General features: G+C 44.0%; 15 protein-coding genes. 6 read left to right on the forward strand and 9 right to left on the reverse strand.

Annotation, left to right across the window (positions count from 1 at the left end; genetic code table 11):
• The first annotated feature begins 326 nt into the window (after nucleotides 1-326).
• Entirely contained in the window at nucleotides 327-1,145 is an 819-nt protein-coding gene (locus tag M9194_RS03945; RefSeq protein WP_250611147.1) for a class I SAM-dependent methyltransferase, read from the forward strand.
• Between the two features lie 56 nt (nucleotides 1,146-1,201).
• Here the strand turns inward: M9194_RS03945 and cysS are convergent, their stop codons facing one another.
• On the reverse strand, nucleotides 1,202-2,584 hold the full coding sequence (gene cysS, locus M9194_RS03950) for a cysteine--tRNA ligase (protein ID WP_250611149.1): 1,383 nt from the start codon (nucleotides 2,582-2,584) through the stop codon (nucleotides 1,202-1,204).
• Nucleotides 2,585-2,980: 396 nt separating this feature from the next.
• On the opposite strand from cysS, the gene M9194_RS03955 reads away from it, so the two are divergent.
• Nucleotides 2,981-3,331, forward strand: coding sequence for a cupin domain-containing protein (locus M9194_RS03955; protein WP_250611151.1), 351 nt, complete (start codon nucleotides 2,981-2,983; stop codon nucleotides 3,329-3,331).
• Between the two features lie 5 nt (nucleotides 3,332-3,336).
• Here M9194_RS03955 and M9194_RS03960 read toward each other — a convergent pair whose 3' ends face one another.
• On the reverse strand, nucleotides 3,337-4,605 hold the full coding sequence (locus tag M9194_RS03960) for a cytosine deaminase (protein ID WP_250611153.1): 1,269 nt from the start codon (nucleotides 4,603-4,605) through the stop codon (nucleotides 3,337-3,339).
• A 558-nt stretch (nucleotides 4,606-5,163) separates the two neighbouring features.
• Between M9194_RS03960 and M9194_RS03965 the strand changes: the two genes are divergently transcribed.
• From M9194_RS03965 to M9194_RS03975, 3 genes are all read left to right on the forward strand, one after another.
• Nucleotides 5,164-5,778: a LysE family translocator gene (locus M9194_RS03965; RefSeq protein WP_250611155.1), complete on the forward strand. Its 615-nt coding sequence runs from the start codon at nucleotides 5,164-5,166 to the stop codon at nucleotides 5,776-5,778.
• 57 nt (nucleotides 5,779-5,835) lie between these two features.
• Complete coding sequence (locus M9194_RS03970; protein WP_250611157.1) at nucleotides 5,836-6,234, forward strand: OsmC family protein; 399 nt, start codon at nucleotides 5,836-5,838, stop codon at nucleotides 6,232-6,234.
• Between the two features lie 83 nt (nucleotides 6,235-6,317).
• The gene (locus M9194_RS03975) at nucleotides 6,318-6,938 is read left to right on the forward strand and encodes a DUF1294 domain-containing protein (RefSeq protein ID WP_250611159.1); all 621 of its coding nucleotides are present in this window, start codon (nucleotides 6,318-6,320) and stop codon (nucleotides 6,936-6,938) included.
• A 22-nt stretch (nucleotides 6,939-6,960) separates the two neighbouring features.
• On the opposite strand, the gene M9194_RS03980 is transcribed toward M9194_RS03975, so the two are convergent.
• Both M9194_RS03980 and M9194_RS03985 read right to left on the reverse strand, forming a co-directional pair.
• Nucleotides 6,961-7,443 carry a L,D-transpeptidase family protein gene (locus tag M9194_RS03980; protein ID WP_431769392.1) on the reverse strand — a complete coding sequence of 161 codons (483 nt, stop codon included), beginning with the start codon at nucleotides 7,441-7,443 and terminating at the stop codon, nucleotides 6,961-6,963.
• An 80-nt stretch (nucleotides 7,444-7,523) separates the two neighbouring features.
• Nucleotides 7,524-8,432: a LysR family transcriptional regulator gene (locus tag M9194_RS03985; protein ID WP_250611163.1), complete on the reverse strand. Its 909-nt coding sequence runs from the start codon at nucleotides 8,430-8,432 to the stop codon at nucleotides 7,524-7,526.
• A 329-nt stretch (nucleotides 8,433-8,761) separates the two neighbouring features.
• Here M9194_RS03985 and M9194_RS03990 point away from each other — a divergent pair, with 329 nt between their 5' ends.
• Nucleotides 8,762-9,499 (forward strand): TerC family protein, encoded by a 738-nt coding sequence (locus M9194_RS03990; RefSeq protein ID WP_250611165.1) that lies wholly within the window; start codon nucleotides 8,762-8,764, stop codon nucleotides 9,497-9,499.
• Nucleotides 9,500-9,563: 64 nt separating this feature from the next.
• Here M9194_RS03990 and M9194_RS03995 read toward each other — a convergent pair whose 3' ends face one another.
• Genes M9194_RS03995 through M9194_RS04015 form a run of 5 tightly spaced genes read right to left on the reverse strand, consistent with a single transcriptional unit; the run spans nucleotide 9,564 to nucleotide 15,528 of the window.
• Nucleotides 9,564-11,213 (reverse strand): BatD family protein, encoded by a 1,650-nt coding sequence (locus tag M9194_RS03995; protein WP_250611167.1) that lies wholly within the window; start codon nucleotides 11,211-11,213, stop codon nucleotides 9,564-9,566.
• Between the two features lie 2 nt (nucleotides 11,214-11,215).
• The gene (locus M9194_RS04000; RefSeq protein ID WP_250611169.1) at nucleotides 11,216-13,165 is read right to left on the reverse strand and encodes a vWA domain-containing protein; all 1,950 of its coding nucleotides are present in this window, start codon (nucleotides 13,163-13,165) and stop codon (nucleotides 11,216-11,218) included.
• Nucleotides 13,158-14,126, reverse strand: a complete 969-nt coding sequence (locus tag M9194_RS04005; RefSeq protein ID WP_250611171.1) for a vWA domain-containing protein — start codon at nucleotides 14,124-14,126, stop codon at nucleotides 13,158-13,160. The genes M9194_RS04000 and M9194_RS04005 overlap by 8 nt, the downstream gene beginning before the upstream one ends.
• The gene (locus M9194_RS04010; protein WP_250611173.1) at nucleotides 14,119-14,601 is read right to left on the reverse strand and encodes a DUF4381 domain-containing protein; all 483 of its coding nucleotides are present in this window, start codon (nucleotides 14,599-14,601) and stop codon (nucleotides 14,119-14,121) included. The genes M9194_RS04005 and M9194_RS04010 overlap by 8 nt, the downstream gene beginning before the upstream one ends.
• Before the next feature lie 6 nt (nucleotides 14,602-14,607).
• Complete coding sequence (locus tag M9194_RS04015; protein ID WP_250611175.1) at nucleotides 14,608-15,528, reverse strand: DUF58 domain-containing protein; 921 nt, start codon at nucleotides 15,526-15,528, stop codon at nucleotides 14,608-14,610.
• Nucleotides 15,529-15,533: the final 5 nt, after the last annotated feature.

Below are 15,533 nucleotides of genomic sequence, written 5' to 3' on the forward strand. Positions count from 1 at the left end.
TTTGTCAGCGACGCATTGATGAGTTGTGCAGAACACTAACGCAAGTGCAATGCTTTACCGTATTGTTGAAACGGTAAAAGTGATTGGCTTTATCCTCTATTATAACACTTCAATCACAGGCTCCTGTAGGGCAAGGGGTCATTGCAAATCGTAAAGAAGAGTAAACTGGGAAGACTCGCCCCCGAAGCTTCAGTTTGGTGAAAGAACCACACCCACTTATTGATACCTGAAGTTATCCGAAACTCACATTCAAAAATGGTTGACCTTACCCTTAGGGGGACCTTTAAGCTACCCATCTCTAGAAACGTGAATTAGAGGTACAAGCAATGTCAAACAAACTTGCAGTTTCAAATACATGGGATATCGTTGCAGAAGGATATACTAGTCTATTCTCGCCGATGTTTGAACGCTGGGCGCGAGACAGTTTTGACAGAGTCAAGCTAAGAAAAGACGATCATGTTATCGATATAGCTTGTGGCCCAGGAACAGTTTCTCTCCTATTGTCAGAATTGGTTGATCGCGTGGACAGCTATGATTTCTCAGAGAATATGCTTTCTATACTAAGAAAATCTATCAAAGACAGGTCTATTTCTAACATTCGCACCGAGCTATGTGATTGCCAGGCACTACACGCGGAAGACAAGACATATGATGTCGCCTTTTCACAGTTTGGGTTAATGTTCTTTCCGGACAGAATTCGAGGCTTTGCGGAGATGTACCGCGTTCTAAAACCGCATGGTAGAGCCGCTGTATACACTTGGGCTCCACATCATACATCGAGTTACAACAGACTCATCGTTGAATCGTTACAAGCAGGGTTCCCTGAATTGTTTGCTCAAAACCAAAGACAGGTGAATACGTCTGTTACTCCATTTGATAACAGCCAGACAATGGTCAGTGAGATGAGTGCAGCCGGATTCGAAAGGGTAACTGTTGAGCCCATCAAGCATTTTTTTCCGAGTACAACGGCTGAGCAATTTTGGCAAGGCATACTCAAGGGCAGCGCTTTTTGCGCAGACTTAAAGGCCAGTACAGACCCGAGGTTTTGGCACAAGAAAGAGAAAATGTGTTTGGAGTATCTGAATACGCATTTACCGGGGCAGGAGCTACATGCTACAGCGCTTTTGGCTATTGGTGAAAAGTAGGTATGCAGCTGAAAAATCAGTGTGAGTCGAAATTATGGATCTCACACTAATACGGCTCACCCACCCGTGTACGGAATGATAGTGCTTGTTCCATCGGCGCTATCATTCACGTCAAACCCTAGTCTTTGAATTTTTAGGCGAGTCTTGTCTGCTTGTGCATAATTTTGCTGACTTTTTAGCTGCTGGCGAAGCTCGACAAGTTGGTAAACTTCATCAGGAATAGACAATTGAGCCTGCTTATCCAACTCTAGCCCCAAGATAGAATCGAAGAACATGAGCGTAGATTTGATGTTAGCAGGCTGCAGGTTACTATTTATCACTTTCCATATTAATGCTAAAGCCTTTGGAGTATTAAGATCATGATTCATATAAGATATAAACTCTGTCTTATAGCGATCATTAACGCTGCCACCTTCAGGTAACTCAGAAACTTTGTTACGTAACCGATGAAGTGCTGTTTGCGCTGCCTTTAAGCCTTCCCAAGTAAAATTTAGATGACTTCGGTAGTGGCAGGTTAAGGTTAGGTATCGGTAAGCTAGCGCTTCAAAGCCTTGCTGTATTAGGCTGTCTAGCCTAAGTGAATGCCCGGATTTAGAAACCTTTTCATTATTCAGTTGTAAAAAGTATCCGTGTAGCCAGTATTTTGCTTGTATTCGGCCATTCTTTGCTTGGCACTGAGCTATCTCATTTGTGTGATGTACGGGTATATGATCTTCTCCGCCAACATGGATATCAAATACCTCTCCTAAGTACTTTTCAGCCATCGCTGAACACTCAATATGCCACCCTGGAAAACCCATTCCCCAAGGGCTCTTCCATTCCATTTGCCGTTCTCTATTTCCGCTGAGTTTCCATAATGCAAAATCTGTGTGGCTCTTTTTCTCTGCCATGGCAACGCGAATACCAGCTTCAAGGCCTTGTTGATTCAGTCGAGCCAAGGCACCGTAGTGTGTAAGCTTGGTCGTGTCGAAATAGATTCCGTCACCAGTCTGATAGGTAAAGCCTTTTTCTTCAAGAGCCTGTATGAACTGAATTTGTTCATCAATGTGTTCGGTCGCCCTACATAAGGTGGATGGTTTGCTTATATTTAGGCGTTGTAGATCTACCAAGAACGCTTTTTCAAAAAAAGTAGCGATCTCCCATGCTGACTTTTGTTGTTTGCGCGCGCCTTTCTCCATTTTATCCTCGCCGCTATCGGCATCGGAGACTAAGTGGCCAACGTCCGTAATGTTCATCACATGATTGACTTTATAACCGTTGAGAGTAAGTGTTCGCTTCAATGTGTCGACGAAAATATAGGTTCTCAAATTCCCAATATGCGCATAGTCATAAACGGTTGGCCCACAAGCATACAGCCCAACTTCTTTTTTATTGATAGCAAAAAATGGCGTGATTTTTCTTTCCATAGTGTCAAATAGCTTTAGATTTGATTCAGTCATTTCTTCCCCTTCAAATACAAAAAGGCCGCGGATGTAAACATCTGCGGCCTTGGTGGTGTTGCGAAAAATTTGTTAACTAATAGCTACACGAAAGCCGCCGTAAATCAAAAGATTACAGCAGCAACAAGGAGTTTGATTAATGGTAGCAATATATGTCATATCTAACATCCTAATCGACGGGCAAAGCAAATTCAATAAGTAACTATTGCTGGTTACCAAAGTTCAGTATTAGAAAAGGGAATCGCCAATTTGTTTGATCTGCAGCGCCGAGAATTTAGCTTAGAAAGAACGTTTGAGCGAGATTGTAGGATAGCCTGAATTATGACACTCTAAGCATAACGAACAGTAACTCGCTGAGCTCTAGATTTGGCGTTATGCGAACAGGATAAATCATCGATGATTCGAAATTTCTTAGAAACACAAAAACAAACTCAGACCTCGGCTCACGGAGGAAGAGGGGATGTTGAACTATATGAAATATGGAGTGGAGACGATTTTTTGAGTAAATGCGATTTTATTGACAGGCAAGTCATTCCCCCGGGTTCAACAGTTGGCTATCACAAGCATGGCAACAATGAAGAAATGTATATCCTTCTAGAAGGAACTGGAACGATGACAATCGATAATCAAACGGTAAAGGTAAAGAAGGGAGACATGATTAAAAACCCACCTTTTGGAGAGCATGGTTTGATCAATGATTCAAGCTCTAATATCGAGATGTTAATCATCCAGATGAGTCTGGACTGATCGCTCTACCGAAAATTGATTGCTTCGCTTTCTTGTAAATAAATTTGGCTTTGGGCCGGCTCCGTTTTCGCAATCACCTTACCTTGCCGAATTGAATAGAGTACCGGCACTTGGCGTCTCACTGCATCAAAACCTGAGTCCGCAGCTAAGATGATTAGGTTGGCGGGTTTGCCAACATCTACACCATAATGTGATTCTACGTTTAATGCTTTGGCTGAATTAGTGGAAATAAGGTCCAAAGATTGATCAATCTGCTCGTATCCCATGAGTTGGCTGGCATGTAAGCCCATATGCAGAACCTGAAGCATATTAGCGGTGCCTAAAGGGTACCAGGGGTCAAATACATCGTCGTGTCCAAAGCACAGGTTTATGCCAGCATCTATCAGCTCTTTTACTCGAGTAAGGCCCCTTCGTTTTGGGTAGTCGTCGAAGCGCCCTTGTAAATGGATATTCACCAGCGGGTTCGACACAAAACTGATGCCAGATAGTTTGAGCAGTCTGAACAAACGGGATGTGTATGCGGAGTTATAAGAGCCCATCGCTGTAGTATGGCTGGCGGTGACTTTTGATCCTATCTTGTGTTCAAGCGCGAGTGTGGCAAGGGTTTCTATGAAGCGAGATTGCTCATCGTCAATCTCATCACAATGAACGTCAACCAGACGGTTGTATTTCATCGCGACATCGAAAGCATAATGGAGGGACTCCACACCATATTCTCGGGTGAATTCGAAGTGGGGTATCGCGCCGACGACGTCTGCGCCAAGTTTTATTGATTCGTCTAATAGAGCTTTACCATTAGGAAATGAAAGGATGCCCTCTTGAGGGAAGGCGACGATTTGCAAGTCAACCCATTGTTTCATTTCGTGCTTTAGCTCAAGCATTGCTTGCAAAGCTACTAAGTTTGGGTCAGATACATCTACGTGGCTGCGTACATATTGAATGCCCTGCGCGATTTGCCATTTCAACGTTTTTTTCGCTCGTGATTTGACGTCTTCATGGTTAAGTTGCGCTTTTCTCTCTGCCCAACGCTCTATGCCTTCAAAAAGAGTGCCTGATTGGTTCCAGCGAGGCTGACCTGCAGTTTGTGTGGTATCTAAGTGAATATGTGGTTCGCAAAATGGCGGAACGGTTAAGTTGAAGCCTGCGTCTATGGTTTCATGTTTCCAGTCAATTGGGTCTTCGTTAGCTACGATGGATTGTATCTGAGCGTTTTCAATCAGTATTTGATAGTAGCCTTCTTTATTTCGTAGTTTTGCATTTTTAATACGCAGCATACTGAATCGTTCCCTTGCAAAGACACTGAAATTAAACGTTACCTTCAAAATAAAGTTGGGCGCAAGGGTTGTCTCAGGATGTTGAGTTACCGAGCAAAAAAAAAGCCAATTGCATGGGTGCAATTGGCTGAATTATAAGGTGAACAAATTGGTTCACTAACAACGTCAGTTGGCTAGGTGACCCTCGGCTTAAAAAGGGTCAATGTAAGTAATGCATCATGTGTGCCAAGTTTAATATGGCGTTTTTAGGGCGATTTATAGGGGTATTCCACTAAATTATTAGCGTTTGATTGCATAATGCAATTGCAATGTGCAAAGCGTTTGAAAAAAGCTAATTGCAATGCTGTTAGTAACAGTGGTGATGTTTTGTCTATTTTCTTCAAATAGGAACAGTCAGTTGACGCCGAATTCTGCATCATGAAGTGACTTGGGAATAAGATACTGTAATAATGTTGCACTAATTTGAAGTTTCGCTTTTTGTCCATTTTGCCTATCTCGTAGACACTCTCCTCAAGAGGTGGCTAGGGATATATTCGTTTTAACTGTCAGGGGAATGCAATGACACTCACTATTTGGTTGTCTTTATTTGTCGTATGTCTGTTGGGTGCCATGTCACCAGGTCCGAGTCTCGCCATGGTTGTTAAGCATAGCTTGGCGGGCAGTCGTAAAAATGGTTTCGCGGTAGCTTGGGCTCATGCTTTTGGGATCGGGGTATACGCATTTATTACTATGATTGGTTTGGCGGTCGTATTGCACAATGCTCCTTTGGTGTTTGAAGGGATCAGTTTAGCAGGGGCGTTGTATCTTGCTTATTTAGGGATAAATGCGTTGCGATCAAAAGGCGGCGTAGCGGCGAAATTAGAGTCGGGTGAGCGAGTGAGTGTCTCACAGTCAGCAAAAGAGGGCATATTGATCTCCATTTTGAACCCCAAGATCGCTATCTTTTTTATCGCACTATTTAGCCAATTTGTGTCAGTAGGACATGGGGTGGCGGACAAATCCATTGTAGTGTTGACGCCATTTGTCGTAGACGGTCTGTGGTATACCTTAATTACGCTGTTACTTTCTAGCCCACTTTTTATTGATAAGATGCGAGCTAAAGCTCAGCTGATCGATCGTTTATCAGGTGTGATCTTAATCTTGTTGGCGATTCGTGTTGTCTTTACCCTTTAAGCTGATATTCGCCGTTGGGTTGGTGTAATATCAGAGGGAACAATTGTTGGAGGCGTTATGCAAGCAGAAGTAAAATGGGTTGATGGGTTTAGGTTTATTGGTCAGTCTGAATCGGGACATTCCGTCGTTATGGATGGTAGCGGTGGTAAAACGGCGCCTAGCCCTATGGAAATGGTATTAATTGCCGCAGGAGGCTGTAGTTCTGTCGATGTGGTCGATGGGTTAAAAGAAGCAGGGCAGCAAGTCGTTGACTGTGTCGCTAAGCTAACGACCGAGAGAAGAGAGACAGCACCGCGTATTTTTACCAAAGTGAATATTCATTTTAAGGTCACAGGCAATCAACTCGACGAGAGCGTTGTTGAACAAGTGACGGCGAATTCTCTGCAAAAGTATTGCTCTGTCTGCTTAATGTTAGGAGAAGGCGTCGAAATGACGCACAGTTGGGAAGTCTGTTAAATTTAGGCAAATTATTTCATAAAGCCAGGCTAGCTGCCTGGTTTTTTTCTATCCTGAAAAGTATGTATTTGGATAGACTCGCTATGAAAGCTATAAAAGGAAAGATAGTTGAGCTTAGCCAGGAAAAGGGATTTGGATATATCGTTCCAACCACTGGTAGGCTTAGGGTGAGGTTCAAATTTGACGACTATATTGAATCGAAAAAGAGTATTGCCGTAGGTGAAGAAGTCTTGTTTCGAATTGTCAAAGATGAGTCTGGTCAGGGGAAGGCAATCGATATTCAGAGAGTTCGTCATTGTCGATTGTCACTTGTGGCGGCTATCTGGTTTGCTTTGGCTATGGTTGGTTGCGTACTCTACTTTCAATATCCTATTGAGGTCTTAGTCTACTACTCGGTAATTAACGTGTTGGTTTGGTTAGTTTGCTGGTTAGATAAGCGCGCAAGCGTAGCGGGCCGTCCAGTAACTGGAGAAAGTGCACTACTATTTTTATCACTTATTGGTGGTTGGGTTGCTGGAGCCATCGCTCCTTATTTCTTTAAATCTGCTCCACGAAGCGCGTTGTACAAAATGTTTTTTGTGCTGGTTATTGCCATGCAGTTTTCTTTTTTCACCTGGTCATTGTCTCCAAAAGGGGAGAGTTGGGTCAATCAGAAGATTACCCACATTTATCAAACTCAGGGCGCAGTATTTAGCAAAAGGTGACTTGGGTGTTGTTAGCTCATTGCTACCATTCAATATGAATAGGTGTGCCGACTTTAACTAAACGAAGAAACTCATCCATTTCTTGGTTAGTGATAGCGATACAGCCATCGGTCCAGTCAAAGCTTTGTACGTACTCTGGAGGCCGCTTATCTCCATTTTTTAAGCCATGGATTTTAATATTACCACCGGGAGACACTCCCAAGCGGTATGCCTTGGCGACATCGTAAATGTTCGGGTAGTTGATGTGGATAGAGCGATAAAAGGCAGACTCTTCTATGATGAAATCAAGCTGATAAAGCCCTTCTGGCGTGCGTTGATCACCCTCATAGAGTTTGTGTCCACGAGGCTGCTTACCCAAAGCAATACGATACTCTCTTACTACCTCATCGTTGTCGATTAAATACATTCTTCGTTTGGACTTATCCACCTTTACGATGTCGACTGCTGCGATGCAAGAAACGGTAAATCCAGAAAAAATCAGAGCCATTATCCAACGTGTAACCATACTTCGATAGCCGTTTTTATTATTAGGTAATCGTAAGTATGGTTGTTGAATTGCGAATAGCAAAGCTAGACGATGTAGATTTATAAAGTCTCGCTAGACGTATGGTCTTTAATGGGTGCTAGTGCCTCTGAGGTCGCCTTTTTGTTGGCAGAAGGTGAGATAAGCAAATGCTCGATTTTTTTGATCGCTTCAATTGAATTGTTCGCCCGACGATAGCTCAAATAGATGGGTTTGCACCATTCATCAATTTCGCTCACTTTGTATAAATCTCCAGAAGCAAGATATGGTTCAATCATACTTTGCGGTAAGTAGGCTGTGCCGCCTTTCTCGACGATGAAATCCAACGCGATTCTGCCTGTTGACGTTCTGAGATAGGGAGCTGAGATAGTGGGGTGACGCTCGGCATGTTCTGAGCTAAACCGCGTTCCCCAATCGACATAAACGTAGTTGTTTTCGAGGGCTTGTTCCACAGAACAGGGCTTAGATGAAACAAGGGTAAGTACTAAACTGGAGACTTTTGTACAGCACAGCTCATCATAGTTAACCGGGTCTAAGGCGAGTGCCATGTCTAGCGTTTTATCCAGCAACTTTTTGTAAATTTGTTCACGAGATAATGCGTTGGCGGTAAATGCATAGCCTTTAAATTTATCCGTAATCAAGCTCAGGCAGCTTTGCAAGTAGGCATCCCAGATATCCGGCGCTCCTCCAATGGTTAGCTGGAGTGCCTGACCGCTCTCTAAAGACAGATCAAACTTAGCCTGTTCTAAGGTATTCACCATAATATCGGCGTAGCTGATTAACCGCTCGCCGGAAGGCGTAAGTCGGATTGCATTTCTGTCTCGAAGAAATAACCGCGCACCAAAGTATGACTCGAGCTGCTTAATACGGGCACTGACTGCCGCTTGTGTAATGTACAAATTTTCTGCGGCTCGGCCGAAATGTCTCTCTTTAGCCACTTCGAGAAAAGTTTTGAAGACCTTTACATCCATAGTTTTTAATTATTGTTTTGCCACGAGCGGAGCATAGCATATTTTATTTGTTCAGCGAGAAGAATAGCAGGCTTTCATGTTAAGACTTAAGTCTATACCCCGTAGGGCTTACCGTTAAAACTCTGCAACACAGTCTGCTTGTTTTCATATTGGACTGATCTTTACCATTTATTACAAATTCCACTGTTGCGAATTGATACATTGAATGATTAACTGACTTCTCTTAAGTAATAGAGGTAACAAATTTAAATGGATGACCCCGACCCCGACCCCGGCCCCTGTCGCCGACCAATCACTACTCCGGCTTCTTCACCCGAGGAGGCTATCTTATGTTAGAGCTATTCATGCAGCCCGAGACTTGGGTTATTTTTACCACTCTTTTCGCACTGGAGATCGTACTCGGTGTTGATAACGTGGTGTTCATTTCTGTGCTTTGTGAACGTTTACCTATCCAGCAAAGAAAGCTGGCCCGTAACTTAGGGATTTCTCTCGCGGTTGCCGCTCGTGTTGTACTGGTATTTTCTATCTCATGGGTCATGTCTTTGACACAGCCTTTAGTGGAAGTGGCGTCGATAAGCTTAACAGGGCGTGATTTGATTATGCTTGCTGGTGGCGCATTCTTGCTGCTTAAAAGCCTTAAAGAGCTTTGGTCATGGTTAACGCATCATGAAACAGTGAATTCTACTCATGTGCGTACTGGCCTTGCGGTGATATTGCTCCAGATAGTGGCAGTGGATGCCGTCTTCTCAATGGATTCAGTCATTACCGCGGTTGGATTGACAAGTGACGTGCCCATCATGGTGGCAGCAATCTTGGCTTCGGCCGTTGTTATGGTGCTAACGGCAGAGAAGATCAATAATTTGGTTAGTCGTTACCCGGGATTTAAAACACTGGCTCTGTTGTTTTTAGTATTACTTGGTGGTCTGTTGATGGCGGAAGGTTTTGCTATCCATATAAACAAAGGGTATGTCTATTTTGCGATGGCATTTGGATTGGTTCTAGAGCTGTGTCATATACAGCTGAAGAAAAAGCAATCTATAGTGTCACCACGTAAAGCACAGCCTTAGCTGAACGATTAAAGAAGCTAGGTATCGAGAGATACCTAGCATGAAATTGGTTGGCGTATATGAACTAGAGCTGGGCTAACTCAGTTTCTTGAGCTTGGATACGGCGCTGTTTCTTCTCAAGTCGATGAATCATGTCTAACAATTCCTTTACGTTGACTTCATCGCCATATTTGTCCGGTTTAAATGCCTGCCTTTGCATGGACTCTAACTCTTGTTTGATTTGTTTCTCCAGCGTCTCATCACGATTATTGAGGCTGTCTAGCCATCGATTAGCAAGAAACTGTGCCTGAATCGCATTACCCGATTTGATAGCAGCAGTTAAATCATCGGTAGGAGAGGTGCTATTCGACTCTCTGTTTGTGCTCTTACGTTGCTGAACTTTCACTTTTACTAGGTATGCCAAGGTAAGTAGCCACAAAAGGCCAAATGTGAGAGTAACATACGGCCAATAGCCAGAATCTTTCACCGTAACGGTTTTTTCGGTCGTGGTTGGTAAAGGACTAGTTGGCGGTGCGACGGCATCTTGGTTGCTACCTGGAGTGACATTCAGCGAAAGGCCTGCAAGCTTAGAGGTTTGCTGTTTTTTCGAATGGCTGTTCCACCAGCGAATATTGATATTTTCTAATTGTATTTTGCCTGGTTGTTGAGGAATTAACACTTGTTTCAGAGTCATGCGAGTGACATGGTTGGGCAAAGTTTCAAATTGTGGTTTGTCGGCATACACCCGAATGGATGAAGGGTAATGGGTGACGATGTTGGGTAGCTGCTCGGCCGTAAGACCATCGACATCCATAGTAATAATTCGCGTGATTGAATCCCCAACTTGCGTATTGTATGCCTGCGCGTCGTTTATCTCGTGACCACTTTCATTTACCCATTTCTGTGTCAAAGTCAATTTCGGAGTAGGCAGCCAATACCCTGAATAGTTAGCGGGCTTTGGCTCTACGGTAAAATCGAACGATTTGGCTTTAGTATTGGCATTCAAAATGGTGGTACTGCCGGTTTTGTTGCTCACATACAGGATATTTCCCCTAAATGACGGACCGTGCAAAACAAAATGACCCGGTTTGTTCGCGGTGACTCGATAGTCTTGGTCTACCACGGTGACACTGACACCTTTGAGAATGCTTTGATATTGCTTTTGCTCTCCAATTGGGGTGAGATTTAAGCCTTTCGCCACTGGCGGAATGATTTGCGGATTTTGTAACGATCTCGGATCCGTTTTAATGATTAGGCGAGTTTTTAGGTAAGCACTTTCTTCTGGATATAAGGTGTGTTTATCCAAAGTAGCTTGCATCTCAACTAAATCTTCGGCTTTGGGAGCACTAGAGTTCATGGTGACGTGGATATTAATCGGCTGTGAGGACTCACCATTAAGCGTGAACTTCGGTATTGTTAACGTTCCCAATCGCTTTGGCGCAAGTGAGATCGTCCATGTTGTTCGCATTGATGTCTTGCCGTTGACGCTATCTTGATAAGTACCAAAGCTAGGTTGGGATAAATAAAAATCTTTGGCCAGTACGTTAAAGTCGATGGCGTTCGATGAGGCTTTCTGATCCGTCGCGATCTGCAACTGAAACATCTCGTTTTTCGCCACTTTATTTGTGTTGACGCTTGCCCAAAGGTTAGCGGCCATCACATTCATACTAGCCAGTGACAGGCATACCATCACCAATGCTGAGAACCGAGAAAGCAAAGAGTTAATAGTTTTCATAGTTACCACTTTTTACCTGTGTATTTGGGCGGTTGTTTATTTTCGGCTTGAAGCAAGATTTCTGCTCTGAGAAGAGTGGCAGGATCGCGAATCGTCTCCACTTGGTCGAGTTTTCGCAATGCTGGGTCGACATGTTGTTGATTGGATTGTGCCGAAGAAGCCTGATCGTTTATCGACGCGTTATCTTGTTGCCGGGGAGTTTGAGCATTCTGCTTAGCTTTCTCACTTGACGCTTGCTCTTGCTTTTGTTGTGAGTGTTTCTCAGTTTGATCGTCGCCTTTTAGGGGGTGTTTTGCAGACTGAGATTGTTCTTTTTGTTTGTCTTCAGGCGAGCCGGAGTCACTTTGCTCGTTTTGGCGAGACTGTTTTTCCCCTGACTTGGTTTGTTGCTGATTTTTACTCGAGTTAGCTTGAGAGCGGTTGTCAGAGGCGCTTTGCTTTGGATCGCTTTTTTGCTTTTGGTCATTGGATGAATTCTTTTGGCTGTGTTGGCCGGAATTTGATTGATTGCTTTGACCTGACTGATTTTTGTCGTCAGACTTTTGTTGCTGTTGCTGTTGCTGTTGCTGTTGCTGTTGCTGTTGCTGTTGCTGTTGCTGTTGCTGTTGCTGTTGCTGTTGCTGTTGCGCTTTTTTTACCACTTCTAGGTTGTACTTTGCATCCGCATTGTTGGGTTGCTGCTTAAGTACTTGGTTATACAATTCAATGGCTTTATCAAACTCCTTATTTTGCGCATAGGCGTTGGCCAAGTTGTATTTACCTTTGGTGGTTTGGGTATGTTTAAGCGCCTCAATGGCTTTTTGGTAATGGCCTGCATCGTATTGGGAAATACCCTGCCACTCTTTGTTCTCAAAGGTTGATGCTGCGCCTTGGTAGTCTTTATCTTGATAAAGCTTCATCGCTTGTTGATCTTGATTTAACCAAGGGCTTGCTTCTGCTGGTTGAGGTGCCATCCAAGGCAACAGAAAAAGCGGAAAGGCAAATAGCACGCCTCTTCGAAACATAAATAAAGTCGGCAGTAAAATGAGTAGCACCAACCAATAACCGTTGTTTAGCGGCTCTTTAACGTCATTGCTCTTATTTTTGTGTGCTTTAGCGTCAACAGATAGGGACTGCTTAGCGATGATATCAACATCACTGCTGTTAAGTTGCATCGGGGTGAAATACCCATGCACGTCTGCTGCAAGCTCGCGCATTTCTTTAAAGTTTGTTTTGGCCACAACGGGTTGGCCAGCGCTGTTTTGTAAGAGGGTGCCATTTTTAGTGGGTATTGGGGCTCCACTTTTGGTACCGACACCGAGAATAGACAAAGACCAATGTGTGCCTTTGAGAATAGGGGCGATTTCATTAATGTCCCTTTGGTCGATATCGTCGGTGATGAGTACGATATTTCCGGAAGACAGGCCCGCATGTTTCATCAGGCTAATGGCTAGCTTTATACCGGATACAGGATTAGAGCCTTGGTATGGCATGAGATCGGGCGATAAATTAGGTAGTAGATTTAATATGGTATTGGTATCGGTGGTCATCGGGCTGATGGTGTAGGCGTCGGCGGCGTACGCGACTAGCCCCGTCGAGCCTTCTTTCCAAAGCTTGAGCAAATCATGGGCTTTGTATCTGGCCTGCGTGAGACGATTAGGCTTGATGTCCGTAGCGTACATGGATTCCGACATATCCATCACCAAAACTCTAGCGTCCGCTAGGTTATAGGTGGGGTGCTCGGTTTTTTCAAAGCTGGGTCCAGCTAACGCCAGCATAGACAGCACCCAACTCAGTAGTACAAGCCTTATCAACCAAACCGATTGCTTGCCATGTTCAATCCCCAATGCTTTGGCAATATGCGGAGCAATAAGGGTTTGATGTTGAGTGCGTAAACGTAACCATAGATATAGACCGGCGACAGGTAATAACCCAAGTAACCATTCAGGATAGAGGAAAGTAAAATTAGACATGATTTCTCCTCAATATCATTAATATGGCAGACAATAACAATGCAACGGCAAGCGGCAATCCAAACCACTCCGTTTGAGGACGCCAGGTTTGACTAGCATTGGTGACGGGTTCTAATTTATTGATGGTATTGTAAATATTTTTGAGTTGTTGATTATCGTGAGCCCGGAAGTATTTACCGCCAGTAATATTGGCGATTTCCTTCAATGTTTTTTCATCCAAATCAGCAGATGTATTAATTTGCTGTTGGCCAAAAAATCCATTGACCGTCATCTCACCAGCGCCAACACCCACGGTATAGATTTTTACGTGATATTTGTGCGCTATCTTGGCCGCTTCAATTGGTCCTAGCACGCCAGAGTTATTGCTCCCGTCGGTAAGTAACACAATCACGCGTTGCGGCGCATCATTATCAATAAAGGTTTTGGTCGCCAGGCCAATGCCCTCACCAATGGCGGTTTGTGTACCAATGAGCTTTAAAACTACCTGTCTTAGCTGCTCAGCAACAATATTTCTATCGAACGTGAGGGGAGTCTGTAAATAGGCATGGTTGGCGAAAAAAATGAGGCCAAGCCGATCGCCTTTTCGTTCCTCGATAAATTTAGACAGCACATTTTTTACCGCCGCTAAGCGGCTGATATAGTGGTTGCCATCCTTCATGTCTTTCTGACTCATCGAATAAGAAAGATCGACGACAAGCATCAAATCCCGATGCTTAGGGTTTACCGTGATTGGTGCACCAAAGTAAACGGGGCGTGCAGCGGCCAAGATGAGACAAACCCAAATCAAACCAGCCAAGATTTTAGAGAGCAGATTTCTCGGCTGTGTTTGAGTAGTTTGGCTGGGTAAGTAGGGTAAATGGATTGCCGTATTTTTTTTAACCGCGGGTACAAGCCAGTAAACGATTAGGGGGAGTGGAAGCAAAAAGAGCATCCACCACCAGACTAATTCGAAGTTAGTCAACTTTTGCTCTCCTTCTTTTTGGCGGAAGCGCATTGTTAACCCACTGATAGCAATCTTCGACCAGTGCATCTGCATTTTGAACGGTTTTTTTCTGGTATAGCGCTTGTTGCCAAAGCTCAGAATTGTTTTCAAACAATGGCTCTTTGATTTGGGAGTCTAAAAACGCATACCAGTCTTTGCCAGTGAGGTTCGCTATCTCATCTCTTGGATAGTAGCAAAGTGCTGCTTGACGCAGCAGCTCAATGGCTTCTGAAGGCTCGACTGGGATAGGTGTGCCAGTAAGAAGTCGCAGCGCTGTTTTTTTAGGGGCAAGGCGCTTTTTCTTCCAGCGAAAAAATAGCCAACAAAACAAGATGATGACAAGTAGGGCACCGATTATTGTCCACCAACCCCAAGCCAGCGGAAACCAAGATGGTAAATCCGGAAGCTGCATGGGTTTTAGTGGCAATTGTGATGTATTGGTTGCTTGTGTCATAGAGTACTATCCTGATATTTGTTGTAGTAGTGGTGAATCACTGGACAGTGAAGAGTATTGGATTGCTAGCGAGTGGCAAAGTGATTTTAACGAGGATTGCCGCTCAGCAAATGCACTTTCTATACGCTGGCGAGTTTTTCTAGAAGAAAAGTCAAGCCATTGAGTGGATTTGCGGTCTGAAACCAGCTCTACACCCCGGTAGTGTGTATTGCCTTGCTCAAGAGGATCAGTAATTTGAATCAGTTTTATCTTGTTATGCCTGTTAAGTTGATTGATGACGCTGGTGTTCTTGGTATCCAAACGAGTGAAGTCACTCATTAGCACGATCTCACTGCCTTTAGGGCTTAGGCGATTTAACGTGCTCAGGCCATCTGCCATCGATATTGAATCGTTTACCCGCTTGATGTTAGATAAGCTGATTTGATGGGCTTCAATCATTTTTTGGATAATTTGTAATGGGCCTTTATTCCTGCTGCTGGGTTTGATTTCGACTAAAGAATGCCCATTGTCGATGACTGCACCGATACGGTCTTTTTGTGCCACTGATAGCCAGCTAATTAAGCTGGCCATATGAGCCATAACGACCGACTTAAGCATCAATGTAGAACCAAACTGCATAGAAGCGCTAAAGTCTAAATACAATAAAACGGGCTTTTCTTTTTCTTCGCAAAAGACTTTGGTATGAGTTTTTCCAGTCCGGGCAGTCACACGCCAATCTATACTGCGAATATCATCGCCAGGTTGATATTGTCTCACTTCTGCAAAATCCATCCCTCGACCAAGTCTTGAGCTATGGTGTTGCCCTTGAATGTGTGACCATAAGCTCTTCGCGGGGGGAAGCCAATGAACCGTATGTTGTTTAAAAAAAATCAACTCATCTAATGATAAGGTGACACCATCACTTGAGGGCGGTTGAATTCGCGCCATACCGT

It is taken from the genome of Vibrio sinus, assembly GCF_023634645.1.
Lineage (GTDB): Bacteria > Pseudomonadota > Gammaproteobacteria > Enterobacterales > Vibrionaceae > Vibrio > Vibrio sinus.

Excerpts from the sequence above, each read along its gene's own strand:
- M9194_RS03960 (WP_250611153.1), bottom strand. The coding sequence starts at position 4,605 with ATGCTGCGTATTAAAAATGCAAAACTACGAAATAAAGAAGGCTACTAT.
- M9194_RS03985 (WP_250611163.1), bottom strand. The coding sequence starts at position 8,432 with ATGGATGTAAAGGTCTTCAAAACTTTTCTCGAAGTGGCTAAAGAGAGA.
- M9194_RS03955 (WP_250611151.1), top strand. The coding sequence starts at position 2,981 with ATGATTCGAAATTTCTTAGAAACACAAAAACAAACTCAGACCTCGGCT.
- M9194_RS03945 (WP_250611147.1), top strand. The coding sequence starts at position 327 with ATGTCAAACAAACTTGCAGTTTCAAATACATGGGATATCGTTGCAGAA.
- M9194_RS03975 (WP_250611159.1), top strand. The coding sequence starts at position 6,318 with ATGAAAGCTATAAAAGGAAAGATAGTTGAGCTTAGCCAGGAAAAGGGA.
- M9194_RS03990 (WP_250611165.1), top strand. The coding sequence starts at position 8,762 with ATGTTAGAGCTATTCATGCAGCCCGAGACTTGGGTTATTTTTACCACT.
- M9194_RS03965 (WP_250611155.1), top strand. The coding sequence starts at position 5,164 with ATGACACTCACTATTTGGTTGTCTTTATTTGTCGTATGTCTGTTGGGT.
- M9194_RS03970 (WP_250611157.1), top strand. The coding sequence starts at position 5,836 with ATGCAAGCAGAAGTAAAATGGGTTGATGGGTTTAGGTTTATTGGTCAG.
- M9194_RS04010 (WP_250611173.1), bottom strand. The coding sequence starts at position 14,601 with ATGACACAAGCAACCAATACATCACAATTGCCACTAAAACCCATGCAG.
- M9194_RS03995 (WP_250611167.1), bottom strand. The coding sequence starts at position 11,213 with ATGAAAACTATTAACTCTTTGCTTTCTCGGTTCTCAGCATTGGTGATG.
- cysS (WP_250611149.1), bottom strand. The coding sequence starts at position 2,584 with ATGACTGAATCAAATCTAAAGCTATTTGACACTATGGAAAGAAAAATC.
- M9194_RS04000 (WP_250611169.1), bottom strand. The coding sequence starts at position 13,165 with ATGTCTAATTTTACTTTCCTCTATCCTGAATGGTTACTTGGGTTATTA.
- M9194_RS03980 (WP_431769392.1), bottom strand. The coding sequence starts at position 7,443 with ATGGTTACACGTTGGATAATGGCTCTGATTTTTTCTGGATTTACCGTT.
- M9194_RS04015 (WP_250611175.1), bottom strand. The coding sequence starts at position 15,528 with ATGGCGCGAATTCAACCGCCCTCAAGTGATGGTGTCACCTTATCATTA.